Annotated in this window: 20 protein-coding genes; 8 read left to right on the top strand and 12 right to left on the bottom strand. The window is 71.8% G+C overall.

Going from position 1 to position 23,923, the window contains the following annotated elements; all coding sequences use genetic code 11:
* Positions 1-102: 102 nt before the first annotated feature.
* Entirely contained in the window at positions 103-480 is a 378-nt protein-coding gene (locus AAFN69_RS02195; RefSeq protein WP_347726481.1) for a hypothetical protein, read from the bottom strand.
* A 225-nt stretch (positions 481-705) separates the two neighbouring features.
* On the opposite strand from AAFN69_RS02195, the gene AAFN69_RS02200 reads away from it, so the two are divergent.
* The 5 genes from AAFN69_RS02200 to AAFN69_RS02220 all read left to right on the top strand — a co-directional run bounded on the left by AAFN69_RS02200 (position 706) and on the right by AAFN69_RS02220 (position 6,458).
* Complete coding sequence (locus AAFN69_RS02200) at positions 706-1,530, top strand: hypothetical protein (RefSeq protein ID WP_347726482.1); 825 nt, start codon at positions 706-708, stop codon at positions 1,528-1,530.
* 110 nt (positions 1,531-1,640) lie between these two features.
* The gene (locus AAFN69_RS02205; RefSeq protein WP_347726483.1) at positions 1,641-2,459 is read left to right on the top strand and encodes an ATP-grasp domain-containing protein; all 819 of its coding nucleotides are present in this window, start codon (positions 1,641-1,643) and stop codon (positions 2,457-2,459) included.
* A gap of 263 nt (positions 2,460-2,722) precedes the next feature.
* Complete coding sequence (locus AAFN69_RS02210) at positions 2,723-3,742, top strand: endonuclease/exonuclease/phosphatase family protein (RefSeq protein ID WP_347726484.1); 1,020 nt, start codon at positions 2,723-2,725, stop codon at positions 3,740-3,742.
* 188 nt (positions 3,743-3,930) lie between these two features.
* Entirely contained in the window at positions 3,931-5,880 is a 1,950-nt protein-coding gene (locus tag AAFN69_RS02215; RefSeq protein ID WP_347726485.1) for an FUSC family protein, read from the top strand.
* Between the two features lie 206 nt (positions 5,881-6,086).
* Positions 6,087-6,458 (top strand): hypothetical protein, encoded by a 372-nt coding sequence (locus AAFN69_RS02220; protein WP_347726486.1) that lies wholly within the window; start codon positions 6,087-6,089, stop codon positions 6,456-6,458.
* Here the strand turns inward: AAFN69_RS02220 and AAFN69_RS02225 are convergent.
* Both AAFN69_RS02225 and AAFN69_RS02230 read right to left on the bottom strand, forming a co-directional pair.
* A complete protein-coding gene (locus tag AAFN69_RS02225; RefSeq protein ID WP_347726487.1) occupies positions 6,455-6,847 on the bottom strand; it encodes an RNA-binding S4 domain-containing protein in 393 nt (130 codons plus the stop codon). The genes AAFN69_RS02220 and AAFN69_RS02225 overlap by 4 nt on opposite strands.
* A gap of 72 nt (positions 6,848-6,919) precedes the next feature.
* Positions 6,920-9,001, bottom strand: coding sequence for a PhoX family protein (locus AAFN69_RS02230; RefSeq protein WP_347726488.1), 2,082 nt, complete (start codon positions 8,999-9,001; stop codon positions 6,920-6,922).
* 365 nt (positions 9,002-9,366) lie between these two features.
* Between AAFN69_RS02230 and AAFN69_RS02235 the strand changes: the two genes are divergently transcribed.
* Positions 9,367-11,673, top strand: coding sequence for a VWA domain-containing protein (locus tag AAFN69_RS02235; RefSeq protein WP_347726489.1), 2,307 nt, complete (start codon positions 9,367-9,369; stop codon positions 11,671-11,673).
* Between the two features lie 128 nt (positions 11,674-11,801).
* A complete protein-coding gene (metG, locus tag AAFN69_RS02240) occupies positions 11,802-13,418 on the top strand; it encodes a methionine--tRNA ligase (protein WP_347726490.1) in 1,617 nt (538 codons plus the stop codon).
* Positions 13,419-13,494: 76 nt separating this feature from the next.
* On the opposite strand, the gene AAFN69_RS02245 is transcribed toward metG, so the two are convergent.
* The 6 genes from AAFN69_RS02245 to aspS form a co-directional block, all read right to left on the bottom strand.
* Positions 13,495-13,782, bottom strand: coding sequence for a hypothetical protein (locus AAFN69_RS02245; protein WP_347726491.1), 288 nt, complete (start codon positions 13,780-13,782; stop codon positions 13,495-13,497).
* A 36-nt stretch (positions 13,783-13,818) separates the two neighbouring features.
* On the bottom strand, positions 13,819-14,247 hold the full coding sequence (locus tag AAFN69_RS02250) for a hypothetical protein (protein WP_347726492.1): 429 nt from the start codon (positions 14,245-14,247) through the stop codon (positions 13,819-13,821).
* A gap of 61 nt (positions 14,248-14,308) precedes the next feature.
* Positions 14,309-15,085 (bottom strand): L,D-transpeptidase family protein, encoded by a 777-nt coding sequence (locus AAFN69_RS02255; RefSeq protein WP_347726493.1) that lies wholly within the window; start codon positions 15,083-15,085, stop codon positions 14,309-14,311.
* 55 nt (positions 15,086-15,140) lie between these two features.
* Positions 15,141-16,034 carry a hypothetical protein gene (locus tag AAFN69_RS02260; RefSeq protein ID WP_347726494.1) on the bottom strand — a complete coding sequence of 298 codons (894 nt, stop codon included), beginning with the start codon at positions 16,032-16,034 and terminating at the stop codon, positions 15,141-15,143.
* Positions 16,021-16,545, bottom strand: coding sequence for a SigE family RNA polymerase sigma factor (locus tag AAFN69_RS02265; protein ID WP_347726774.1), 525 nt, complete (start codon positions 16,543-16,545; stop codon positions 16,021-16,023). Before AAFN69_RS02265 ends, AAFN69_RS02260 begins: the two co-directional genes overlap by 14 nt.
* 239 nt (positions 16,546-16,784) lie before the next feature.
* Positions 16,785-18,557, bottom strand: coding sequence for an aspartate--tRNA ligase (gene aspS / locus AAFN69_RS02270; protein WP_347726495.1), 1,773 nt, complete (start codon positions 18,555-18,557; stop codon positions 16,785-16,787).
* Positions 18,558-18,715: 158 nt separating this feature from the next.
* Between aspS and AAFN69_RS02275 the strand changes: the two genes are divergently transcribed.
* Positions 18,716-20,860, top strand: a complete 2,145-nt coding sequence (locus AAFN69_RS02275) for a SpoIIE family protein phosphatase (RefSeq protein WP_347726496.1) — start codon at positions 18,716-18,718, stop codon at positions 20,858-20,860.
* A 126-nt stretch (positions 20,861-20,986) separates the two neighbouring features.
* Here AAFN69_RS02275 and AAFN69_RS02280 read toward each other — a convergent pair whose 3' ends face one another.
* The 3 genes from AAFN69_RS02280 to AAFN69_RS02290 form a co-directional block, all read right to left on the bottom strand.
* The gene (locus tag AAFN69_RS02280; RefSeq protein WP_347726497.1) at positions 20,987-22,075 is read right to left on the bottom strand and encodes an AI-2E family transporter; all 1,089 of its coding nucleotides are present in this window, start codon (positions 22,073-22,075) and stop codon (positions 20,987-20,989) included.
* A gap of 154 nt (positions 22,076-22,229) precedes the next feature.
* Positions 22,230-23,186, bottom strand: coding sequence for a pirin family protein (locus AAFN69_RS02285; RefSeq protein ID WP_347726498.1), 957 nt, complete (start codon positions 23,184-23,186; stop codon positions 22,230-22,232).
* Between the two features lie 195 nt (positions 23,187-23,381).
* Positions 23,382-23,843 (bottom strand): SseB family protein, encoded by a 462-nt coding sequence (locus AAFN69_RS02290; RefSeq protein ID WP_347726499.1) that lies wholly within the window; start codon positions 23,841-23,843, stop codon positions 23,382-23,384.
* Positions 23,844-23,923: the final 80 nt, after the last annotated feature.

A 23,923-nucleotide genomic window follows, 5' to 3' on the forward strand; every position in this document is an offset into this window, starting at 1 on the left:
CCGTCCATGCCCGCGTTATTGCCCTTGGCGTATGCCCATGGCAATAACGCGGGCATGGTGGTCTCGGCGATCAGCGCGAACGGCCGGGCCGTCTCCTACGGCCTAGTTCTCGCGCGTGTAGAAGACATAGAACGACACCACGAGGGTCACGGCCCCGATGATCAGCCCCATGCCCGCGGCGCGCAGAATGCTGCACCCGGTGAGGCTGTGCAGGAATCCGACTCCGGCCCCGCCCAGGACCGCGTAGGCCATCGCCCTCAGCTCACGCGGCAGCCCGGCCTGGATCCGGCCGAGCCCGAGGGCCAGCGCGGTGAAGACCAGCCCGGCGACCACCCCGTACAGCACATCCCACCAGCTCACGGCCTCACCGGTGCGGCGGAGGAATCCCGCGTAGAAGCCGAAGAGTGTGCCCAGGGCCAGGGGAATGGCAAAGCCGAGTGAGCCGTGGTGCCGGATCGGCACCGACGCATGTGTGGCCATCGCGGGACTCCTTCCCTCGCGCTCATACCTCCTCCCAGAGCACACCCGGCCACCCGTCCCGGCAACTCGGCGGCCGGCCCGCGCGGAGCGGGAACCCCTCACGGGGGACCCCTTGGCCCCGCGAGGAGAGGAAAGGGGGACGGGAAGGGGCCGGTCGGCCGAGCAGCGGTCGCGGCCGGGCCACCCGCCGCGTCCTCTTGAGGGGTGCGGAGATTTCTCTCAGCGGTGTCGGCGGTACTGATCGCGCTGGTGGCCGTTCTGACGCCACTGGGCGTGCTCGCCGTCTGGGCCGAGCGGGAAATCGGCGACTCGGACGCCTATGTCACCGCGATGGCCCCGCTCGCCTCCGACCACCGGGTGCAGCACGCCGTGGCCGACCGGATCGCCGGCGAGGTGGTGCGCAAGATCGACGCGGGACCCCTCTCCGGAGGCGTACGGGCCCTGGTGCGCGACGCGGTGCTCTCGTTCGCCGGGACCACGGCGTACGCGACGGCCTGGAACACCGTCAACCGGGCCGCGCACACCGCCGTGGAGCAGGCGCTGACCAGCGAGGAAGGCGATACGGCCCATATCGATCTGGCGCCGGTGACGGAGCAGGTGAAGCGGCAGCTCGGCAAGGACGGGGTGCCGTTCGCCGACCAGATCCCGGTGGTGGGCACCCGGATCACGGTGGTGGAGTCCGACAAGCTCGGCGCGGCCCGGGACGCCTTCGACGGGCTCCAGATCGCCGGGGTCTGGCTCCCCATCGGCACCGTGCTGATCGCCCTCACGGCGGTCCTGCTCGCCGCCCGCCGGGCCGGCGCGGTCATCGCCCTCGGGCTGGCGCTCGCCGTGGGCGGCCTGCTGCTGATGCTGATCGTCGCCGCGGGCCGGAGACTGGCCATGGAGGATCTTCCGCCCGGACTCGACCGTCCGGCGGCCGGGGCGGTGTTCGACGCGCTGACGGCGACGCTGCGGACGACGTCATGGTGGCTGATGGGGGCCGGCATCGTGGTCGCCATCATCGTCTGGCTGACCGGACGGCAGGAGCGCGGGCCCGCTCCGGTCTGACACCGCCCCCGGCCGGCGGTCGCCGGCCAGGTTGTGGGGCGGCCGGGTGGTGGGGCGGCCCGGGGCTTTCGGTGATCCGGCGGCCCGGCGGGCCCGGCTAACGTGCCGTCATGGCCGTCCTCCTCGCCCCGCGTCCCCGTACGAGCACGTCCGAGCTGCTCGCCCGGGCCGCCGCCCGGCGCGGGCTCGGCGTGGCGGCGTCCGCCCGCCCCGGGCAGGGCATCCGGCCCGGCGAGGACGTCCACTGGTACGGCGGCCCCCTCGCCGCCGCCCGGATCACCCCGGCGCTCGGAGTCGGTCTGCTCGAACCGCGCGACGACTGGCTGACCGGCCTGCCGTACGAGCTCGTCGCCCGGCGGATCCGGCTGACGACGCTCGCCGCCGCCCGGCGGCTGGAGTCGCCCGCGTTCGTCAAACCGCCGTCCGACAAATCCGTGCCGGCCGCCGTGTACCCGTCCGGGCGGGCGCTGCCGGGCGATGACGGCCGGATCGGTCCGGCGACCCCGGTGCTCGTCAGTGAGGTGGTCGGGTTCACCGATGAGTACCGGCTCTGGATACTCGACGGAGCGGTGCGCACCGGCAGCCGGTACGCGGTCCACGGGCGGCTGGACCCCGGGCCGCTGACCGGGGAGGCACGGGAGTTCGCCCGGCGGCTGCTCACCCTCGCCGGGCCCACCCTGCCGAGCGCCGTCGTGGTCGACATCGGACGGCTGCGGCCGGCGGAGGGGGCACCGCCCCGGGCGCCCGGGGGCGGGGAACCCGGCCGCGAGTGGGCGGTGGTGGAGGCGAACATGCCGTGGTTCGCGCAGTGTTACGCCGCCGAACCCGAGCTCGCGCTCGATGTGGTGCTCCGCGCCGCCGGCCCCCGCCGATTGATCACCTCGCGGGACGCACCCTTTCTGCGGATGAATACGGAGGAAAACCCCTGAAAGGGGGTGCGTTCTGTCCAGTTGTCGCCACCACTGCCCCGGCCGGAACAAATCCGGTGACGTCATCGTCATCTGAGTGAGGCCACAAGGAATCACCGGCGCACCCGGACGCCGCACCCCCGGCCGGGGCGGCGGCGGGCCGGACGTGAACCTGCGAACTCGTGAGCTCGTGGATTCATGGACCCGTGAACTCATGGACCGTGAACTCATGGATTTGTGACCTGTGAACTCATGAACCTGTGAATCAACGCCCGGAGGCAGTTTTGGACAGCACGCTCTCGCCCGCGGCCACGGCCGCCGAGCCGGATGTTCCGGCGCGTCCGGCGGGCCGGCGCCGCGGCGCGGTCTGGCTGTCGGTCCTGCTGCTGCTCGTGCCCACGGTGGTGGTCGCCTGCCGGGTCGCGGACACCGACGCCGTCACCCCGATACCCCAGCTGATCGCCTTTCTGCCCTGGATGCTGGTGCCCGCCGGAGCGGCCCTGCTGCTGACCTTCCTCGGCAGATGGCGGGCGGGGATGGTGTGGTCGGTGGCCGTACTCGCCCTGACCGGCTGGTTCGTCCGTCCGTACGACACCGGTCTGGCGGACAGGCCCTCCGGCCCGGTCGTGGCACAGGTCAAGGTGCTGACCTCGAATGTCGAGTTCGGCAATGGCACGGCCGGTCTGCTGGAGGCGATACGCCGGGAGGATCCGGATCTCGTCTTCGTCCAGGAGTGCGCCGCCTCGTGCTCGGACGGGCTCGCCCAGCGGGTGTCCATGACGGACTATCCGTACCGCAATGTCATCGAGGGCACGATGGCGGAGGGCTCCGCGATCCTCAGCAAGTACCCGCTGCGCAGGGCGCCGGGCATCGAGAGCACCATGGCGATGCCGGGTTCGGTGGCGGAGATAGCCGGCAAGCGGGTCCATCTCCAGCTCGCCCATCCGCTGCCCCCGATACCCGGCGGTGTGGACGACTGGCGCCGGGAGCTCGGGATGATGCGGGAGTACGTGTCGACCGTGCGGGAGGAGCCGGCGATCGTGGCGGGCGACTTCAACGCCACCCAGGACCATGCCTCCTTCCGCCGGCTGATGGACGCGGGCAAGCTCCGCAACAGCTCGGACCTCGGCGGCGCGTCCCGTACACCGTCGTGGCCGTCCTTCGTCGGGAGGCCGCTGGGCGCGCAGATCGACCATGTGCTGATCAGCCGGGAGTTCTCGGTGCGCGATGCGAGGTTCCTGGAGCTGGAGAACACCGACCACCGCTCCCTGGTGGTCCGGCTGGAGCTGCACAGCGCCCGCTGAGCCGAGTGAGCCGCGCCCCGCGTCACGACGGCGGGCGGCGGGCGGTAACCGTACGTCCCGGCCGGGCCGCCCCGTACAACGCCCGCCCGCACAAGATCAAGCCGCGCCCACAGTGCCCGCCCGCCCCGCGACACCCACCCGGGCGGCCGATTTGCCCTGGTGGAGTCCGATGAGGCATTCCTGAACCCATGGAGACCCGAGCGGGACGGCTGTCCCCACCCGAGTGGCTGCTCAGCACCCTGCGACCGCAGTCCGCGCCCGTGCCCTGGGCGGGGGTCATCCGGGCCGGGGTGGCGCTCTCCGTACCGCTGGCGGTCGGCCTCGCCGCAGGGCGGCCCACGGACGGGGCGCTGGTGTCGATGGGCGCGCTCTCCGGCGTCATCGGCGACACCGCGGACTCCTACCGGATGCGGATCTTCAACATCGCGGTGCCGCAGTTCTTCGGCGCGATCGGGGTCACCCTCGGCACTCTGGTGTACGGAGAGGGCTGGCTCGCGGTCGTCGTGCTGACCCTGGTGGCACTGGTCTCCGGGATGATCTCGTCCATCGGGTCGGTCGCCTCCGTCTCCGGGCTGCTCCTGCTGCTGAACGCCGTGGTGGGTGCGGGTCTGGAGATGCCGGACCCCTGGTGGAAACCGGCGGTGCTGCTCTGCCTCGGCGGTCTGTTCGTCCTGGTGCTCACCCTGCTGGGCTGGCCGCTGCGGGGCAGGCGGCCCGAGCGGGAAGCGGTCGCCGACGCCTACCGCAGCGCGGCCGGGCTGTTCCGGGCGACGGGCACCGACGCGTACCCGGAGAAGCGCCGGCAGGTGACCGACGCGCTCAACACGGCCTATGACCTGATCCTCGCCCTGCGCGCCCGCGACCACGGACGCCGCAGCCCGCTGGTGCGGCTGCTGGCGCAGCTCAATGTGCTGATCCCACTGGTGGAAGGCGCGGCGGCGGCACATCTCTACGGCCGGGCGTCCCGCCGGCCGCCGATCGCGGCGGCGGTGGACGCGCTGGCGGACTCGGTCTCCGCCGGACGGGGCGAGGTGCCCGATCTGTCGGACCTGCCGGAGCCGGAGGGCCCGGCGGACCGGGCGGTGGAGACGGCGCTGCGCTATGCGGCGGCCGTGGTCCACAAGGCCGACCCGGACCCGTACGGCGCGGACGACCGGCTCGGCCGTCCGGCGGCGTTGCGCACCCGCTTCCTGGCCATGACCCGCTCGGTGCTGTTCTCCGGCCCCTCCTGGCGGTACGGGCTGCGCCTGGCGCTCTGCATCGGGCTGGCCCAGGCGCTGGTGTCCCTGGTGGCGGTGCCCCGTTCCTACTGGGTGGCGCTCACCATCACCTTCGTCCTGAAGCCGGACTTCGGGTCGGTCTTCTCCCGCGCGGTGCTGCGCGCGCTGGGTACCGCCGCGGGCCTCCTGGTGGCCACACCGGTCCTGGCCCAGGTGCCGCGCGGCTGGTGGGACGTGCCGGTGATGCTGGTACTGGCGGCGCTGATCCCGTGGTTCTCGGCGAAGGGCTACGCCTTCCAGACCGCGGCGATCACCCCGGTGATCCTGCTGCTCTCGGACACCCTCAACCACGAGGGATTCGACCTGGTGCTGCCCCGGCTGCTGGACAGTCTGGTCGGCTGCGGAATCGCCCTGGTCGCGGGCTATCTGCTCTGGCCCGAGAGCTGGCGCACCCGGATCGGCGACCGGCTGGCCTCGGCGGTGGACGAGATCGCCGGATATGTGGGCTGCGCCTTCACCGCGGACGGCGACCCGGGGGACCAGGTGCGCGGACGCCGCCGGATCTACCGGGAGCTGTCCTCGGTGCGCTCCGAATTCCAGCGGGCGCTGACCGAGCCGCCGCCGATGGGCCGGCATGCGGCGGCCTGGTGGCCGCTGGTGGTCGCGGTCGAGCGCATCGTGGACGCCGCCACGGCGGCCCGGGTCCGGGTCACCCATGGCGCGGCCCCGCCGTCCCCGGACGAGGTGGCGGAGGTGGAGCGCCAGCTCCGGGAGCTGGCGGAGGGGATGCGCAGCAGTGACGTACTGGTGGAGGTGGTGGCCGTGCTCGACGGCGACGAGCGGGGCGTACTCGCTCCCCTCCGCCACGAGGTCACGGCGGCCCGGGCCATCGCCTCCCCGACACGGCGGGAGCGCTGACCCGCCCCACCCGGCGCACCCGGCGCCGACCGGGGCTTTCTCACACCACCAACGAGTGAATGAGGGCCGGAGAGGGCCACGGAGCAGTGGATCACGGGCGCATAATCCGCCGTCTCCGCAATCTCTTCTCCGTGCCCTCGATCTCCTTCTGTCTCTCTGTCTCTCTGTCTCTCTGTCTCTTCTGTCCAACGACCCGGTGGGTGGAAATGGCCTGGATCTGTCCCCGCTGCGAACGTCCCGAGGCTGTCGCCTTCGTGGAGAACGAGAAGGGGCTGTACCCCTTCCCCTGCCTGTTCTGCGAACACTCCATCCGCTTCGGAACCGCGCTCGGCACGGAGACGGTGAGCAGCCGCTGCACGACCCGGCAGTGCGGCGCGGCCGTCACCGACACCTTCGCGTATGACGCCCAGGGGCGGCTGACCGATGTGGCACGGCGGCCCTGCCCCCACTGCCGGGCCGCGCCGGCGGCCGGCCGGGCCGGGGGACACCCGGCACACAGCGGTCACCGGGGCAGCTCCGAAAGCCCTTCCCAGCGCCCTCCGGAGCCCCTCCGGACCTCGGCCCAACGGGCCCCCTAGAGCCCCTTCGCACCACCCTGGAGGCGGTTCATCTCCCGGCGGTCGCGCTTGGTCGGGCGGCCCGCGCCCCGGTCCCGGATCGCGACCGGCGCGGTGAATTCCCTCGGCGGGGGCGGCGGGCTGTTGTCCTCGTAACACTGGACCGCCACCGGCGCGCCCACCCGCTTGCGGATGATCTTCGCGACCCGCACCAGCCGTTCCCGGCCGTCGTGGAAGAGCCGGACCTGGTCACCGGCGCTGATCGTGTGGGCGGGCTTCACCCGGGCGCCATTGACCCGGACATGGCCCGCCTTGCAGGCGTCCGCGGCCTGGGAGCGGGTCTTGGTCAGACGTACGGACCAGATCCACGCGTCGATCCGTACGGACCCTGCTGTCCCTTCGTTCTCCATACCCCCGACTGTAAGGCTCCGGTCCGCCCGCCCCGGTGATTTTTCCGGGGCGGGCGGACCGGCGGGAGGGCGTCAGACGCCGATGTCCCGGCCGTCGCGGCGCCAGACCGCGACCACGGAGGGCCGGACGATCCGGCCGGGTCCGTCCGGCCAGCTGCTCGCCGGCCGCTCCACCGAGGCGCCGTCGACCTCCCCGGGGTGCTGGACGGCGACCAGTACGCGCCGGTCCTGGATCACCGGCCCGCAGGTCTCGGCCCCGGTCGGGACGGTGAGGAACTGCTTCAGCTCGCCGCGCCGCTCGCCCTGGGTCGCCACGCCGAAGAGCCCGTCGTGGGAGCCGAGCTTGTTGCCGTCGGTGGAGATCCACATGTTCCCGTGGTCGTCGAAGGCGACATTGTCGGGGCAGGAGATCGGACTGACCCTCTCCTTGGGGAATCCGGCGAAGTAGGTGGCGGGGTCGGCCGGATCGCCCGCGACCAGGAAGAGCCGCCAGGCGAAACCGTCGCTCGCCGGGTCGTCCCAGTGCTCGGCGAGTTCGAGGATCTGGCCGTGCTTGTTGAGGTTGCGCGGGTTGGCCTCGTCCGCGCCCGGCTTGCCGGCCTTGCCCCGGTCGGTGTTGTTGGTGAGCGCGACATAGACCCGGCCGGTGCGCGGCGAGGGCTCGACATCCTCGGGCCGGTCCATCTTGGTCGCCCCGACCTTGTCACCCGCCAGCCGGGTGAAGACGTACACCTCCTCCGCGGTCATCCCCGGCACATGCGAGACATCGCCGGTGGCCAGCGGAATCCAGACCCCCGAACCGTCGAACTCGCCGTCGGCGGGCAGCTTCCCGCTCCCGTCGATGTCCTGCGGACTGTCACCCGTCAGCTTCGCCACATAGAGCGTGCCCTCGTCCAGCAGGGTGCGGTTGTGCTCCCGCGCGGCCCGGGAGCCGCCGCGCTTCATCGGCTTCGAGGAGACGAACTTGTAGAAGTAGTCGAACCGCTCGTCGTCCCCCATGTAGACGACGGGCCGGCCGTCGGCGGTCAGACGCGGCTGGGCCGCCTCGTGCTTGAAGCGGCCGAGCGCCGTCCGCTTGCGCGGGGTCCAGTCGGGGTCGTACGGGTCCAGCTCCACCACCCAGCCGAAGCGGTGCGGCTCGTTCGGCTCCCGCGCCGTGTCGAAGCGCCGGTCGAACCGCTCCCACTTGCGCTCGGACGCGCCCTGGCCCAGGCCGTACCGCTTGTCGGTGGGGGACGAGGCATGGGCGAAGTACTGGTCGAAGTTCTCCTCGCCGTGGAGCGTGGTGCCCCAGGGAGTGGTGCCGCCCGCGCAGTTGTTGAGCGTGCCGAGCACCCGGGTGCCGGAGGGGTCGGCCGAGGTCCGCAGCAGCGGGCCGCCCGCCGCCGGGCCGGTCATCCGGAATTCACTCGTTACGGTGAGACGGCGGTTGAGAGGGTGACGGCTGACCGGGGTGAGCCGGCCCGAGCCCCGCTCCTCCTGCACCACCACGACGGAGAGCCCGTGCGCGGCCCAGGCGATCTCGACCTGTTCCCGGGTCGGATTCTCGCGGTCGTACCCCCGGAACATCAGTACTTCGTCCGTGTACTCGTGGTTGGCCACCAGCACTTGACGGCCCCGTTCACCGGGGAGCGGGAGCAGGGAGAGAAAGTCGTTGTTGTAGCCGAACTGTCCCGCCTGGGCTCTCGCGGTCTGCTTCTCCGCGTTGAAGGCCGGGGCGCCCCGCAGGATCGGGTCGCCCCAGCGGATCACGACGTTCTGCGCATGCCCGGCCGGGATGGTGACCTTGTCGTCCTGGTTCGGGGCGACCGGGGTGAAGCGCAGCCCCTTGGCCCCGTCCTTCTTCCCGGAACCGTGGCCGTGTCCCCTGCCGTGCCGGTCCGCGCCCATGAGGGGGGCGGCGGACGCCTGGCCCCCGCCGCCGGCACCGGCCACCGTCGCCGCACCGGCGGCGGCCGTCACGGTCACCACCGCCGCCGCGCGGACCATGGAGCGGCGGGAGAGAGCGCCGGCGATGATGTCACCGGCGTACTCGTTCTCACTGGTGTTGGGCACTTCCCGGAAGCAAGCGTCACCGCAGCGGTAGCGGCAGGTGAGCGCGGAACGCCCGCCCGCATGCGGCTTGGTGCTCAGGAGCGGCAGCAGTTTGCGCACTTCGTCCTCCTCCGGCGCAGACCGCGCCGACAGACTGTCGGAATCTTCCCCCGTCGTGACGTTAGGGGCAGAGGTGTGCGAAGTGGCGGACTCCGGGTGAACGACGCATGAATCCGGAGCGTGACGCGGGGGTTGGCCCCGGCCGTGCGCGGGCCCGCACCGGCGGCGGATCGTGGACACCGCGTGGAGGCGCTGTCGGCACGGGGTGGACGAGTTGACGGTACGGAGTGGGCGTACCGCCCCAGCGGGGTTCCCGAATAGTTGGCCGCTAACCTTACGTGTCACCCCTGGCCAGGACCCGCCATGGACAACTTGGCCCGAGTGTGGACAATACGGCACCCAACTTATGCGAAAGGTCCTCGCACATGGGCATTCGGAGCTTGCTGCGCAAGGTATTCGGCCGCGACCGTTCGGAGCCCACTGAGTCCACGGCCGGCGCTCCCTCCGTCCCGGCCCAGTCCGAGCGCACGGAATCGGCCACCGCGCCGAGCAGCACCACCGCCACGACGGCGACCGCGGCACCCGCCGAACCGGCGACGGCCGCGGAGCCGGTTCCGGTGGCGGAACCGGCTGCGACGGTCGCGACGGCTCCGGCCGCTTCGGCCGCTTCGGCGAAGGAGACCGGCACGGTCTCCGCCGCGGCCACAGGTCCGGAGTCCGCTCCGGTCCCCTCTTCGGACTCCCGCCCGGATTCCGGCCCGGACTCCCTCGCGGACTCCACCTCCGTCTCCGCCTCCGCCTCCGCATCTGACGAGTCGGCACCGGTCGGGGACGCGGTGTCCGCCGCGTCGCCGGAGGACCGTGCGGCCGAGCTGGTGTCGGCGGCGTTCGACAACCCGAGCCCTCGCCCGCGCACGGCCACGGTGCCGTCCCAGAGCCGTACCGAGCCGGTCCCGGAGACGGAACCGGAACCGGCGCCCTTCGAAGCCGCAGCCCCGGCCGAGGCGGAGAAGGCCCCGGAGCCCGCCGAGACCGCGCCTGCGGCCCCGGTCGCAGAGCCGGCCATCGAGCCGGTCACGGTGGATCTCGCCGTACCGGTCAGCCTTGATGCATCCGTCGCGGCGGAGCCCGAAGCGGAACCCAAGACCGCCGTCGCCGCCGAGGACGGGGAGCCCGAGCCAGCCGTACGCGTCGCGGAAGCTGCACCCGCCACGCCCGCCGAGGCCGGGGACGAGACCGGCACGGAGACCGGTGCGGAGACCGAGGTGGTCGTCCCCGCAGCCGAACCGGCGGAAGCCGTCGTGATCGGCACGGAAGCGGACACCACCGCTGCGGCCCCCGAGCCGCCGGTGGAGATTCCGGCCGCCGCGCCGGAGCCGGCCGGAGGCGCAACCGCGTCGGAGACACCCTCGGCCGAGGCCGGGGAGAAGCCCGCCCCCGAGCAGACCGAGCCGGAAGCGGAACCGGCCGACTCGGCAGCGGATGCCGAGGCCGAGCCGGAAGAGGCCGAGCCGGAAGAGGCTGAGGCACCGGAGCCCGGGGCAGCGGCCTCCGAGCCGGCGCCGACCGCCGTTCCCGCGGCCGGGACTGCGGCCGAGGCCCCGGAAACCGAGTCGGAAGCGGAACCCACCGCCGAAGCACCGGCACCGGAAGCCGAGGCGGAAGCACCCGCCCCGGAGACCGAGCCGACCGCCACCACCGGGACGGAGACCCCCGCCGAGACACCGGCACCGGAACCCGACCCCGCGCCGGAACCCACCGCCGAGGCCACTGCACCGGAGCCCGAGGCGGAAGCACCCGCCCCGGAGACCGAGCCGACCGCCACCACCGGGACGGAGACCCCCGCCGAAGCGCCTGCCACGGAACCGGTGGCCACCGCCGCCGAGCCCGAGGAGGCCGGAGCCGGCACAGAGATCCCCGAGCCCGGGGCCGTCACCGAGCCCGCCGGCGACGCACCCGCAGCCGAGCAGCCCGAAGCGGAAGCCGAGGTCGAGCCCGAGCCCGAGCAGCCCGCCACCACCCCCGCGCCCGTCCCCGCCCCGGCAGCCCCCGTGCCCGCCCCCGCCCCCGCCGCCGAGGCACCCGACGCGGCGGACAGCCTCCCCCATCTGGACGCCGCCCGCGAGGCCGTGCGCCGGGCCGGGCTGGAGGGTGTGGGGGCGCGGGTCTATCTCGTACTCGACCGTTCCGGTTCGATGCGGCCGTACTACAAGGACGGCAGCGCCCAGCACCTCGGCGAGCAGGCACTCGCCCTCGCCGCCGGGCTCGGCGGGGCGCCCGAGGTCGGGGTGGTGTTCTTCTCCACCGAGGTCGACGGGACCGGTGAGCTGACCCCGCGGTCGTACGAGGGCAGGATCGACGAGCTGCACGCGTCCCTCGGCCGCCTGGGACGGACCAACTACCACCTCGCGGTCGAGGAGGTCCTGGCCCTGCACACCGGGACAGACCCCGCCGCCCCGGCCCTGGTGATCTTCCAGACCGACGGAGCGCCGGAGTCGAAGACCGCCGCCACCGCCGCGCTGACGGCCGCGGCGGCCTCGCACGGGAAGGTGTTCTGGCAGTTCGTGGCCTTCGGCGAGCACGACGCCAAGGCGTTCGACTATCTGCGCAAGCTGACCGCCGCCAATGCCGGCTTCTTCCACGCCGGGCCGGCCCCGCGTGAGCTCCCGGACGCGGAGCTCTACGACGGAGTGCTGCGGAACTGGCGCCCGGAGGGGGCCGGCGCGGCCTGATCCGGGGCCGCCGGGGACGAACGGACGACGGCCGGGCGGGAGCATCGCTCCCCGCCCGGCCGTCGCCGTTCCACGGGGCGGGTTTTATCCGTGCGAGGGACACCCTCCGGGGCCGTTAGGATTTCGCCATGGCGGCCACTGGATCCGAGAAGCAGGGGGCGAAGGCGTTCTACGTCTCGACCCCCATTTACTACGTCAACGACGCTCCTCACCTGGGCCACGCCTATACGACCGTCGCAGGCGACGTGCTCACCCGCTGGCATCGCCAGCGCGGTGAGAAGGTGTGGTACCTCACCGGCACGGACGAGCACGGTCAGAAGATCATGCGCACGGCCGAGGCGAATGGGGTCACCCCCCAGGAGTGGTGCGACAAGCTCGTCACCGAGGCGTGGCAGCCTCTGTGGGAGCACCTGAACATCGCGAATGACGATTTCATCCGCACCACCGAGAAGCGCCACACGGACCGGGTGAAGGAATTCGTCCAGGATCTCTACGACAAGGGCGAGATCTACAAGGGCGGATACGAGGGCCCGTACTGCGTGGGCTGTGAGGAGTACAAGCTCCCCGGCGATCTGATCGACGGCGAGGGCGAGTACGCCGGGCAGAAGCTCTGCCCGATCCACAAGAAGCCCGTGGAGCTGCTGAAGGAGGAGAATTACTTCTTCAAGCTCAGCGAGTACGGCCCGAAGCTGCTGGAGCTGTACGAGGCCGACCCCGGCTTCATTCAGCCCGAGTCCGCCCGCAACGAGGTCGTGAACTTCGTCAAGCAGGGCCTTCAGGACCTCTCCATCTCCCGGTCGACATTCGACTGGGGCGTGAAGGTGCCGTGGGACGAGAAGCACGTGATCTACGTGTGGATCGACGCGCTCCTCAATTACGCCACCGCCGTCGGCTACAACGAGAACCCGGCGAAGTTCGCGGACACCTTCCCGGCCAATGTGCATCTGGTCGGCAAGGACATTCTCCGGTTCCACGCGATCATCTGGCCCGCGATGCTGATGGCGAACGGACTGCCCGTACCGGGCCGGGTCGCCGCGAACGGCTGGCTGATGGTCGGCGGCGAGAAGATGTCGAAGTCGAATCTGACCGGCATCAAGCCGCAGGATCTGACCTCGCACTTCGGCGTGGACGCGTACCGCTGGTACTTCCTGCGGGCCATCGCGTTCGGCCAGGACGGTTCCTTCTCGTGGGAGGACTTCACCGCCCGCTACACCAGCGAGCTGGCGAACGACTACGGCAACCTCGCCTCCCGGGTCGCGGCCATGATCGGCAAGTACTTCGGCGGCGCGCTGCCGGCGGCGACCGCCTCCGGTGACGCCGAGACGGCGGTGCGCGAGGGTCTCGCCAGGGCGGTCGCGGAGGCGGACCGGAAGATCGGCGAGGAGCTCGACTTCCAGGGCGGCATCCTGGCCGTCTTCGACTTCGTGAAGCAGGTCAACGGCTATCTCACCGAGCAGGAGCCGTGGAAGGTCGCCAAGGACGAGTCCGAGGAGGGCCGGGCCCGCCTCGCGACGATCCTCTACACGGCCGCCGAGTCGCTGCGCGCGCTCGCGGTCCTGCTCAACCCGGTGATGCCCGAGACCTCCCAGGCGCTCTGGGACTCCCTGGGCGCCGAGGCGTCCCTGGGCGCCCTCGCCGGCCAGCGGGTCCAGAACGCCGGCGACTGGGGTCTTCTCCCGGCCGGTTCCACGGTGACGAAGGGCGCGGTGCTCTTCCCCCGCCTGGAGGAGCCGAAGAAGGACTGAGCTCGTCCTGTCCCCCCGTCCTGCCCCGGGCCCCCGGCCCGGGGCAGGACGCGTTCCCGGCAGCGCTTCCCGCGCCTCAGGGCGCCGGGTCCCCGCCGGGGCGCCGGAATCGCTCGGGCGGGGTGCGCCGGCCCTCCCGGAAGGCGGCGAGACCGCGCTCGAAGCCCATCGCCGAGCCGACGAAGAGCACCGACTCGTCCCGCGCGACGAGGACGGTCCCCCCGCCCCGGATCGGCAGAAAAACACAGACCCCGAGCCCGTCGGGCAGCTCGCGCACCTGCGGAACCAACTCCGCGCCACCGCCACCGAGCTGTGCGAGATACGCCTTCCCGATCCCGGCCAACCGCCGGTCATCGCCGTCCATGGATCCGTGCACCCCCTTCCGAGAGCCGGGCCGCCGTCAGGAGACGGAGATGCCGCGGGCGGCGAGCCGCTCCAGGGCGCCCGGGACCCTGAGCTCCTCCGCACCGATGACCTCCCGGAGATTCGGCAGCAGCGCCAGGTCGTCGAGCGAGCGGACGTCGAAGAGGTCGTCCTCGCCGTCCCAGACCGGTGAGCACTCGTAGTAGACCTGGAGCCCGCCGTCCACGAGCAGGGTGTCCACACTCGCCAGCAGCTCCTCGCCGATCTCCAGCTCCTCGAAGAAGGCGCGGGACTCGTCGAGCACCGTGTACGCGAGATCGTTCTCGAAGACATGGGACGTCGGATCCGGTATCCCCCGGGCCGCCATCCGCGCGTCGATGCTGAACGCCGGGACGAGCGTGCCCTCGTCGTACATGAGCTTCTCGACAACCAGCAGCTTGAAGTTGAAATCCGCGAAGACAGCCATGATCAGAGAGTCGCACACGGCACTGACAACGAGGCCGGTCCCCGGACCTCCGGGGCCCCGGCTAACGCGCCAGACTCGCGGCCGGCCCCATCACCACCACCGGCCGGGCGCCGGGGTCCAGTTGGCGCAGGAGTTCGGCGACCCGGGCCTTGGAGAGGGAGACACAGCCCTGGGTGGGACCGCCGTGGTCGACATGGACCCAGATGCCGCCGCCCTTCGCCTCACCGAGGGGACGGGTCCAGTCCTGGGGGGAGACCCCGGCCTTCCGGTTGTAGTTGATCGCCACCACATGGTCGAAGGCCCCGGCGATCGACTCGCCCTCGGAATTCGTGCCGCTCGGGGTGTATCCGGGCCAGCGGTGGTACGGGAGTTCCGTGCCCGGGTCGCGGGATCTGCCGCCCGCGTCGGTGAGGCCGTACATGCCGATCGGGGAGCGCAGATCGTTCAGCCGGTGGTCCTCGGTCCAGCCCCGGAGCGCGTTGCGCGCGGGCCAGGGGCCGAGTACGGGCTTCCAGCCCCTGGCGCGGTCGCGTTCATGAAGAACCGCCGTCGCGCGGTTGGTGTCCATGGTCGCGCCGGTCACCACGAGCACCTGCCGGGTGGCGGGGCCTATCCGGGCGAAGGTCCGGGGGCCGAGGCCGGGTATCTCCGGTGCGGGCCCGCTCCCCATCTGCCGGGGGTCGCCGGCCGCCGGAGCGGACCCGGTGCGCGTGCCGGGACCGGAATCCGGACCGGCGGCGGGATCCGGCCCCGGGCCCCCGGCGCCGCAGCCGGTGAGCATCAGGCCCGCCGAGAGCGCGGCGGCGGCCGTGCGTGCCTTTTCCATCGTGTTTCTCATGCTGTTCCTTCCGGCCGGGGCTTCCGCGAGAGCGCTGGGGGACGATGTCGTGTCCTCATCGGTCAGCGCGTGCTCTTCCCTCCCGGGTTGCCCCCTTCCCGGCAGCCACTCCTGTGACCGGGTGGGCGGGCAGCGCCGGGGCCGACGCGTCGAAACGGGCGCCGGTCAGCGACCGTTCCACCGCTTCGAGCGTCTCCTTGCCGGCCTTCCGGGCGAGGCAGACCTCGGCGAGCACCGCCGTACCGGGCCGCGGATGCCCGTTGATCAGGGCGTTGTACGAGGTGACTCCCTCGATGCCCTGGCAGCGGCCGGAGACCTCGGGGGCCCTGACGAGTACGCCGCTGCCCTGGGCTTCCGCCTTGTCGACCAGCAGCGGATTGACCGTCGACCGCAGGGCGATCAGTACGTCCCCGGGTCTCATCAGCCGCATCGGCAGGCAGTAGGTGCGGCCGTCCGGGTCGCAGGTCGTTTCCCCGGGATGGCTGTTCCGTTCGGTGAACATCCCGGTGGAGACATAGCCATGGGTGCTCATCGCGCCCCCGGCCGGCAGCCGCACCTCCCGCGCATGCCACTGGGCGGGAAGTCGCAGGACCAGCGAGCCGAGTCCCGGATAGGACCGGGCTCCCGGCTCCGGTGCGGGCGGGTCCGGCGCCCCGGTGGGCGCCGCCGCGGGCCCGCCGGCGGATTCCTCGGTGGTGAGCAGTACGGACGGCACCAGAGTCCCGGTCAGTACGAGGGCGGTCACCCCGAGGGCGACCGCCCCGGCGGCCCGGACACGGCGGCGCCGGCGGGCGATCCGCTCGCGCACCTGCCCCAGACGTCCGTCCGGGGCGCGCAGTCTCGGGGTGGCCCGTTGCAGCAGTACCCGCAGTTCGTGCTCCCCGGGGTCCGCGGGATACCCGGATCCCGTCTGTGCCCCGGGCTCCCGGGGCTCCTCAGGCCGCCACATCGCACTCAGCCCTCTCCGCGAAAGGGGCCGGCAGCAGCTGCCGCAGGGTGCGCAGGGCCTTCGCCGACTGGCTTTTGACCGTCCCGGGGGCACAGCCCAGCGTGGCCGCGGTCTCCTCGACACTCAGATCCTCGAAGAACCGCAGCACCACGACCGCGCGCTGCCGGGGCGGCAGGGTGCGGATGGCCTGGGCGAGGGAGTGCTCCAGGTCGATGTCCGCGTACACATCGGTCTCGGTCACCGACTCCGGCAGCTCGCCGTGCGGCACCTCGCCGCGCCAGCGCCTGCGCCACCAGGAGGCATGGGTGTTGACCAGTGCCTTGCGGATGTACGCCTCCGGGTGGTCGTCCGCGATCCGCCGCCACTTCGGCCAGACCTTGGCCAGCACCGTCTGGAGCAGATCCTCGGCGAGATGCGCGTCGCCGGTCAGCAGCCAGGCCATTCTGAGCAGTCGGGGGCCCCGGGCGGCGACGAAGTCCTCGAAGTCGCATTCGCCGCCGTCCGGGCCCATGGTGCCGTCCTTGCCGTTGTCCTGCGTGGTCCACATCCGTGGAACGCGGTGGCATGCGGGCCGGGTTGCCCGCCCGGCGGAAAACCCCGGAACCCCGGACACCGGAACACCGAACCCCGGACACCCGAGAGCACCGAGAGCACCGAGAGCACCCGAGCCGGGAACCCGTACACGGGAAAGGTCCCGTACCGGTCACCCACGACCGGTACGGGACCTTCACCACCACACGACCGCCGAGGTCACTCGGACGGCTTGGCCACCGGCTTCCGCAGCTGGATGTTCAGCTCGCGCAGCCGCGACTCGTCCAGCTCGGACGGGGCGCCCATCATCAGGTCCTGGGCGTTGCCGTTCAGCGGGAAGGCGATCGTCTCGCGGATGTTGGGCTCATCGGCCAGCAGCATCACGATGCGGTCGACACCCGGGGCGATTCCGCCGTGCGGCGGGGCGCCGAGGCGGAAGGCGCGGAGCATGCCCGCGAACTCCTGCTCGACGGTCTCGCGCTCATACCCGGCGATCTCGAAGGCGCGGAGCATGATCTCGGGCTCGTGGTTCCGGATGGCGCCGGAGGAGAGCTCGATGCCGTTGCAGACGATGTCGTACTGCCAGGCGAGAATGTCCAGCGGGTCCTTCTCCTCCAGGTCCTTCATCCCGCCCTGCGGCATGGAGAAGGGGTTGTGAGAGAAGTCGATCTTGCCGGTCTCCTCGTCCCGCTCGTACATCGGGAAGTCGACGATCCAGCAGAAGCGGAACTCGCCGTCCACGAAGTGACCGGCGCGCTTGGCGGCCTCGACCCGGACGCCGCCCATGATCTTGGAGACCTCTTCGAAGTCACCGGCGCCGAAGAAGACGGCGTGTCCGGCGGCGAGGCCCAGGCGCTCGGTGAGCACCTTGACGTTCTCCTCGGTGAGGAACTTCGCGATCGGGCCGCTGAGCGAGCCGTCCTCGGCCACCCGGACCCAGGCCAGGCCCTTGGCGCCGAGCGAGACGGCGTAGTCGCCGAGTCCGTCGAAGAACTTCCGGGACTGCGCGGCGACATCCGGCACCGGCAGCGCGCGGACGTGCTTGCCGGCGAACGCCTTGAACTCCGAGCCGGCGAACACATCGGTGATGTCGACCAGCTCCAGCTCGGCCCGCAGGTCCGGCTTGTCGCTGCCGTACTTCAGCATCGACTCGCGGAACGGGATGCGCGGGAACGGCGAGGTGACATGACGGCCGCCGCCGAACTCCTCGAAGAGCTCGGTCATCAGCTTCTCGATCGGCTGGAAGACATCCTCCTGCTCGACGAAGCTCATCTCGACGTCGAGCTGGTAGAACTCGCCGGGCGAGCGGTCGGCGCGGGCGTCCTCGTCACGGAAGCAGGGCGCGATCTGGAAGTAGCGGTCGAAGCCGGAGATCATCAGCAGCTGCTTGAACTGCTGCGGCGCCTGCGGCAGGGCGTAGAACTTGCCGGGGTTGAGCCGGGACGGGACCACGAAGTCGCGCGCGCCCTCGGGGGAGGTCGCGGCCAGGATCGGGGTCGCCATCTCGTTGAAGCCGAGCGCGGTCATCTTGTGCCGGATGGCGGAGATGACGGCGGTGCGCAGCATGATGTTGCGGTGCATGCGCTCACGGCGCAGGTCGAGGAAGCGGTACTCCAGGCGTCGTTCCTCGTTGACCCCGTCATCCGTGTTGATGGTGAAGGGGATCTGCGCGGCGGCGCCGAGCACCTCCACCTCGGAGACCTCGATCTCGACCTCACCGGTGGGCAGCTCGGGGTTGACGTTGTCCGCGCCCCGGCTGACGACCGTGCCGTCGATGCGGACGACGGTCTCCTTGGTGAGGTGGCTCAGCGCCTCGTTGGCGGCGGTCCCGGGCCGGGCGACCAGCTGGGTGATGCCGTAGTGATCCCGCAGATCGATGAAGAGGATGCCGCCCAGGTCTCGGCGATTGTGCAGCCAGCCGCTCAGCCGGACGTCGGTGGAGACGTCAGAGGCGCGGAGCTCGCCGCACGTGTGTGACCTGTACCGATGCATCGTCGTTCATCCAGTCTTGGTGATTTCGGGAATGGGTCGGGCCCGTCCAGGTTACCGCCCGCATCCCATCGAGCTCATTGGCATATACACGCCACTCAATGTCCCCCGGTGACGGACCCGGGGGGTGGAGACGCCGCGGATCGGAATAAAGTGAGGCAATGCGCACCGAGGACGTCCTGGCCGCGATCGCGACCGGCCTGTGGCGGTGGGACAACGCAAACGGGTCGGTCACCCTCGACTCCGAGGCCGCCCGCATGCTGGAGCTGCCGGCGGGGGACGGCGACTCCCCCACCCATGTCTATCCCGAAACCCTGGTCCGCGCCCGTTTCCACCCCGTGGACTGGAACGAGATCAATGGCGTGGTCTCCCTGGCGATCGCCGAGGGAACACTCGCCGAGGGCCGGCTCCGGGTCGTCGACGACGAGGGCCGGGTGCTCCGCACCGTGCGGAGCCGTTCCAAACCCCTCCTCCACAACGGCTCCTATCTGCTGACCGGCATGCTCCAGGAGGTCGCCGAGCAGACCGAGGGCACCGCCGCCCGCACCCCCATCACCGGCGACTGGCGCCGCTCCCGCGAGGCGTTCCTGCTGGACGCGGGACGGGCGCTGGCCGAGGCCCGGTCCACCGCCGAGGTGCTGCGGGTGGCCGCCTCGCTCTCCATGCCCGGCTTCTCCCCGGACGGCCTGGCGGTCTTCGGCGCGGCGGGCGAGCGGCTAACGATCATCGGCCACCACGGGCACCAGGGGGCCGGCGAGGACCCGTTCAGCGACATGCGGCTGGACACCGACCACCCGGCGGCCGAGGTGGTGCGCGCCGGGCGGGCGGTCTATCTGCCGAGCCCGGAGGAGTACAACCGGCGTTATCCCACGAGCTGGCCGCTGGCCCAGCGGCTGGGACGGCAGTCGTGGGCGTATCTCCCGCTGATCGTCTCCGGGCGGACGATGGGTGCCTGGATGGCCGCCTTCCGCCACCCGGTCGCCTTCACCCCCGACGAGCGCTCGGTGCTGACCACCGTCGCCCGGATGCTGGCCCAGGCGCTCACCCGGGCCGGGGTCGCCGAGACCGAGCGGGAGCTCTCGCTGGGCCTCCAGCGGTCGATGATGCCGGTGCTGGGGCCGGCGATCCCGGGCATGTCGGTGGCCGCGCGCTATGTGCCGACCGGCGGCGGACTCCAGGTCGGCGGCGACTGGTACGACATGATCCCGCTGCCGTCCGGGCGGATCGCCCTGGTCATCGGCGATGTCCAGGGCCACGACGTACGGGCCGCCGGGCTGATGGGCCAGCTGCGGATCGCCCTGCGGGCGTACGCGTCCGAGGGCCACCGCCCCGACGCGGTGCTCTCCCGGGCCTCCCGCTTTCTGCACGGCATCACCGACGCCCCGGGTCAGAGCGACCACACCGGGCCGCGCTTCGCCACCTGCCTCTATCTGGAGGCCGACCCGGCGACGGGGGTACTGGAGATCGCCCGGGCCGGGCATCCCGACCCGGCGGTGCGGATGGCCGACGGCACGGTGATGATGCGGCCCACCGAGGGCGGGCTGCCGCTCGGCATCGACCCGGACTCGGACTATCCGACCACCCGGCTGACGCTGGAGCCGGGCGAGACGATGATGGTCTGCACGGACGGGCTGCTGGAGACCGGCGGCCACGATCTGGACACCGGGTGGGCCCGGCTGCGCGAGGTCATGGAGGCCCACGGCGATCACGCCTCGCTGGAGGAGCTGGCGGATTCGCTGGTCCAGGCGGTGCACGGCCCGGTCTCGCACTACACCACCGGCCCGCTGGCGGACCGGCGCGAGGACGATGTCGCGGTACTGCTCCTCGCCCGGGACGGCGCCCCGCCGCGCACCGCCCCGCGCCGTACGGCGATGACGGTCGCCCAGGCGGAGCCGGAGCGGATCGCGACCACCCGCCACCAGGTGCGGGAGCTGCTGCACGACTGGGCCGATCCGGAGCAGGTCGACTCCGCGGTGCTGATGGTCTCCGAGATGGTGACCAATGTGCTGGTCCACACGGACGGCAACGCCCTGCTGGTGGCCGAGGTGACCTGCGGCGACGACGGCGGGCCCCGGCGGCTGCGGGTGGAGGTCGCGGACGGCAGCGACGATCTGCCGCACAAGCGCCGGCCGGGCGAGATGGCCTCGTCGGGGCGCGGGCTGATGCTGATGGAGATGCTGGCGGACGCCTGGGGGGTCGATCCGCGCGGCGAGGGCAAGTCGATCTGGTTCGAGCTGTACGAATCGGAGGCCGGGAAGCACGGTGAGCCGGAGCACGGGCCGGGCGGCGAGGGCGGTCCGGCGTAGTCGCGTACGGGGCAGTCGTGTACGGCCCCGGGACGCACGGCCCCGCGCGCACGGCCCCGGGCCGCCGCCGGTACGGCTCCGTCACCGGCCGGCGGGCTCCGTCTCACCCGCCGGTACGGCTCCGTCTCACCCGCCGGCCGGTGCGGCGGAGGAGGCGGGCGCCGGCGGGTCCTTGCCCGGATCGCCGCCCGACCCGTACCGCGTCCGCAGTTCGCCGATCACCCCGAAGGCCGCGGCGGTGATCGGCACCGCCAGCAGCATCCCCAGAATCCCGGCGACCCCCGCCCCCGCGGTGATCGTCAGCATCACCACGGCGGGGTGCATCTGCACCGTACGGCTCTGGATCATCGGCTGGAGCAGATGTCCCTCCAGCACCTGGACGGCGAGCACCACCCCGAGCACCCAGAGCGCGATCACCCACCCCCGGTCGGCGAACGCGACCAGCACGGCGACCGTCCCGGAGAGAAACGCGCCGAGATAGGGGATGTAGGCGCCGACGAAGACCAGCGCGCCCAGTCCGACCGCGCCGGGCACCCGCAGGATCAGCAGCCCGGCGGTGATGCAGACGGCGTCGATGAAGGCGATGATCGTGGTGCCGCGCATGAAGCCCTCGACGGCCTCGAAGGCCCGCCGCCCCATCGCCTCGACCAGCTCACCGTTGCGGGGCGCGATGGTGCGGGCCAGTGCGCCCGCCCGGCCGGAGTCCCGGAGGAAGAAGAAGATCAGCAGCAGTGCGAGGACGGCGGTGGCGATGGCCTGCCCCACCACGCTCAGCCCGCTGATCACCCCGGAGGCGGCGGTGCCGCCGAATTTGGTGAGCAGCTCCCTGGCGTTGTCGGCGAGGTCGGTGAGCGAGGTCCCGGCCGCGCCGAAGTGCTCGGTGAGGCCCTTCGCGGCCTGCCGCAGCGAGGCGGTGATCTGGTCGCCGGTGTCGATCAGCGCCGCGACGATGATGTAGGTCGCCCCGCCGACGATCACGACCACGGCGGCGCAGGTCAGCCCGGCCGCGAGAGAGGGGTGCATGCCCATCCGGATGAGCCGGCGGTACAGCGGGCCGAGCAGCGCGGTGCCGAGGATGGCCAGCAGAGCCGGGGTGACGGCGGTCCGCAGGGTCCCGATCAGCCAGATCACCACCGCCGCCACGGCCGCGACCAGCAGCAGGACGACACACCAGGCGCCGAGACGCCGCACGGGCTCGGGAAGCAGACTCTGCATCCCTCCACCGGAACACACTCCGGCGCCCCCGTCCCGCCCACCGCCGCCGGGCGGGTGACACCGCATCAGCCCGCGGGCGGACGGAGGCCGGCGGGTGGACGGAAAAGGGCCCGGCGGCCGGTGACCGGCCGCCGGGCCCTCCCGGGGAAGTGCCTCACATGCCGTGGACCGCCGGCACGGTGCCCAGACGTCCGGCCTGGAAGTCGTCGAACGCCTGGCGCAGTTCGGCCTGAGTGTTCATCACAAACGGTCCGTAGTGCGCCATCGGCTCCCGGATGGGACGCCCGCCGAGGAGGACGACCTCCAGGTCCGGGGTGTGCCCGTCCTGGGTCTCGTCCGCCCGCACGGTGAGCGAGCCGCCGTCGCCGAAGACCGCGGTCTGGCCCATGTGCAGGGGCCTCCGCTCGGCGCCGGCCGAGCCGCGTCCGGCGAGGACGTAGGCGAGGCCGTTGTACTCCTCGCGCCACGGCAGGGTGATCTCCGCACCCGGGCGGAGGGTGGCGTGGATCATCGTGATCGGGGTGTGGGTGATGCCGGGACCCTCGTGCCCGTCCAGCTCACCGGCGATCACCCGGAGCAGCGCGCCGCCGTCGGGGGAGGTCAGCAGCTGCACCTGGCCACCGCGGATGTCCTGGTAGCGGGGGTCCATCATCTTGTCGGCGGCGGGGAGGTTCACCCACAGCTGGAGGCCGTGGAAGAGCCCGCCGGACATGACCAGCTGCTCCGGCGGCGCCTCGATGTGGAGCAGACCGGAGCCGGCCGTCATCCACTGGGTGTCGCCGTTGCGGATCGTCCCGCCACCGCCGTTGCTGTCCCGGTGGACGAAGGTTCCGTCGATCAGGTACGTGACCGTCTCGAAGCCCCGGTGGGGGTGCCAGGGGGTGCCCTTGGGCTCGCCCGGCGCGTACTCCACCTCGCCCATCTGGTCCATCATGATGAACGGGTCGAGATACTTGTAGTTGATCCCGGCGAACGCGCGGCGCACCGGGAAGCCCTCGCCCTCGAAGCCACTGGGCGCGGTGGTCACAGCGAGCACGGGACGGGACGCGGCCTCCGCGGGGGCGGCGACGCGCGGCAGGGTGAGCGGGTTCTCGACAGTCACGGCGGGCATGGGAGTACCTCCTTGTGCGTCCAGTTTAGTTGAATACTGAACTTTCCGCTACCCAGAACGGGCCGGGGCGCGGAGGTATTCCCCGGGGAGGCGGGGCGGGCCCGCCGGACACGGAAAAGCGCGGGCCCCGTCCTCCGGAACCCGCGCGCACCCGCACCACCCCGCACCGCCCGCCGCGAGGCGGGCCGGGCGGCCTCAGCCGTACATCCGCCGCATGGCGAAGTCGACCATCTGCTCCACGGCCTTGGCGTCGAAGACCATCCGGTGCTCCCCCTCCATGTCGAGGACGAAGCCGTACCCGGTCGGCAGCAGATCGATCACCTCCGCCCCGGTGATCACGAAGTACTTGGACTCCTTGCCCGCGTACCGGCGCAGCTCCTTGAGCGAGGTGAACATCGGGATGACCGGCTGCTGGGTGTTGTGCAGCGCCAGGAAGCCCGGATTGTCGCCGCGCGGGCAGTAGACCTTCGAGGTGGCGAAGATCTGCTGGAAGTCCTCGGCGGAGAGGGTGCCGGTGGTGAAGGCGCGCACCGCGTCGGCGAGGGACGGCGGTGACGGCTCCGGATACAGCGGCTGCCCCTGCGGCTGCTGGGCCCCGTAGGGCTGCTGGGGAGCGTACTGCTGGTGAGCGCCCTGACTCTGGTCATAGCCGTACATGACCGCAAGAGTAACCAGTCACACTTCGCCCAAGAGGGGTTGCAACTTATTACTCGTGGGTAGCATCATCGTAGCTACTT

Origin of the sequence: Streptomyces sp. CAU 1734 (assembly GCF_039888735.1) — a bacterium.
In the GTDB taxonomy this organism is placed as follows: domain Bacteria; phylum Actinomycetota; class Actinomycetes; order Streptomycetales; family Streptomycetaceae; genus Streptomyces.

Bases quoted from the DNA above. Each gene is read 5' to 3' on its own strand.
- AAFN69_RS02215 (WP_347726485.1), top strand. From the start codon at position 3,931: ATGGAGACCCGAGCGGGACGGCTGTCCCCACCCGAGTGGCTGCTCAGC.
- AAFN69_RS02280 (WP_347726497.1), bottom strand. From the start codon at position 22,075: ATGCAGAGTCTGCTTCCCGAGCCCGTGCGGCGTCTCGGCGCCTGGTGT.
- AAFN69_RS02255 (WP_347726493.1), bottom strand. From the start codon at position 15,085: ATGAGAAACACGATGGAAAAGGCACGCACGGCCGCCGCCGCGCTCTCG.
- AAFN69_RS02195 (WP_347726481.1), bottom strand. From the start codon at position 480: ATGGCCACACATGCGTCGGTGCCGATCCGGCACCACGGCTCACTCGGC.
- AAFN69_RS02205 (WP_347726483.1), top strand. From the start codon at position 1,641: ATGGCCGTCCTCCTCGCCCCGCGTCCCCGTACGAGCACGTCCGAGCTG.
- aspS (WP_347726495.1), bottom strand. From the start codon at position 18,557: ATGCATCGGTACAGGTCACACACGTGCGGCGAGCTCCGCGCCTCTGAC.
- AAFN69_RS02290 (WP_347726499.1), bottom strand. From the start codon at position 23,843: ATGTACGGCTATGACCAGAGTCAGGGCGCTCACCAGCAGTACGCTCCC.
- AAFN69_RS02265 (WP_347726774.1), bottom strand. From the start codon at position 16,545: ATGGGCCCGGACGGCGGCGAATGCGACTTCGAGGACTTCGTCGCCGCC.
- AAFN69_RS02220 (WP_347726486.1), top strand. From the start codon at position 6,087: ATGGCCTGGATCTGTCCCCGCTGCGAACGTCCCGAGGCTGTCGCCTTC.
- AAFN69_RS02245 (WP_347726491.1), bottom strand. From the start codon at position 13,782: ATGGACGGCGATGACCGGCGGTTGGCCGGGATCGGGAAGGCGTATCTC.
- AAFN69_RS02275 (WP_347726496.1), top strand. From the start codon at position 18,716: ATGCGCACCGAGGACGTCCTGGCCGCGATCGCGACCGGCCTGTGGCGG.
- AAFN69_RS02250 (WP_347726492.1), bottom strand. From the start codon at position 14,247: ATGGCTGTCTTCGCGGATTTCAACTTCAAGCTGCTGGTTGTCGAGAAG.
- AAFN69_RS02260 (WP_347726494.1), bottom strand. From the start codon at position 16,034: ATGTGGCGGCCTGAGGAGCCCCGGGAGCCCGGGGCACAGACGGGATCC.
- AAFN69_RS02235 (WP_347726489.1), top strand. From the start codon at position 9,367: ATGGGCATTCGGAGCTTGCTGCGCAAGGTATTCGGCCGCGACCGTTCG.
- metG (WP_347726490.1), top strand. From the start codon at position 11,802: ATGGCGGCCACTGGATCCGAGAAGCAGGGGGCGAAGGCGTTCTACGTC.
- AAFN69_RS02285 (WP_347726498.1), bottom strand. From the start codon at position 23,186: ATGCCCGCCGTGACTGTCGAGAACCCGCTCACCCTGCCGCGCGTCGCC.
- AAFN69_RS02225 (WP_347726487.1), bottom strand. From the start codon at position 6,847: ATGGAGAACGAAGGGACAGCAGGGTCCGTACGGATCGACGCGTGGATC.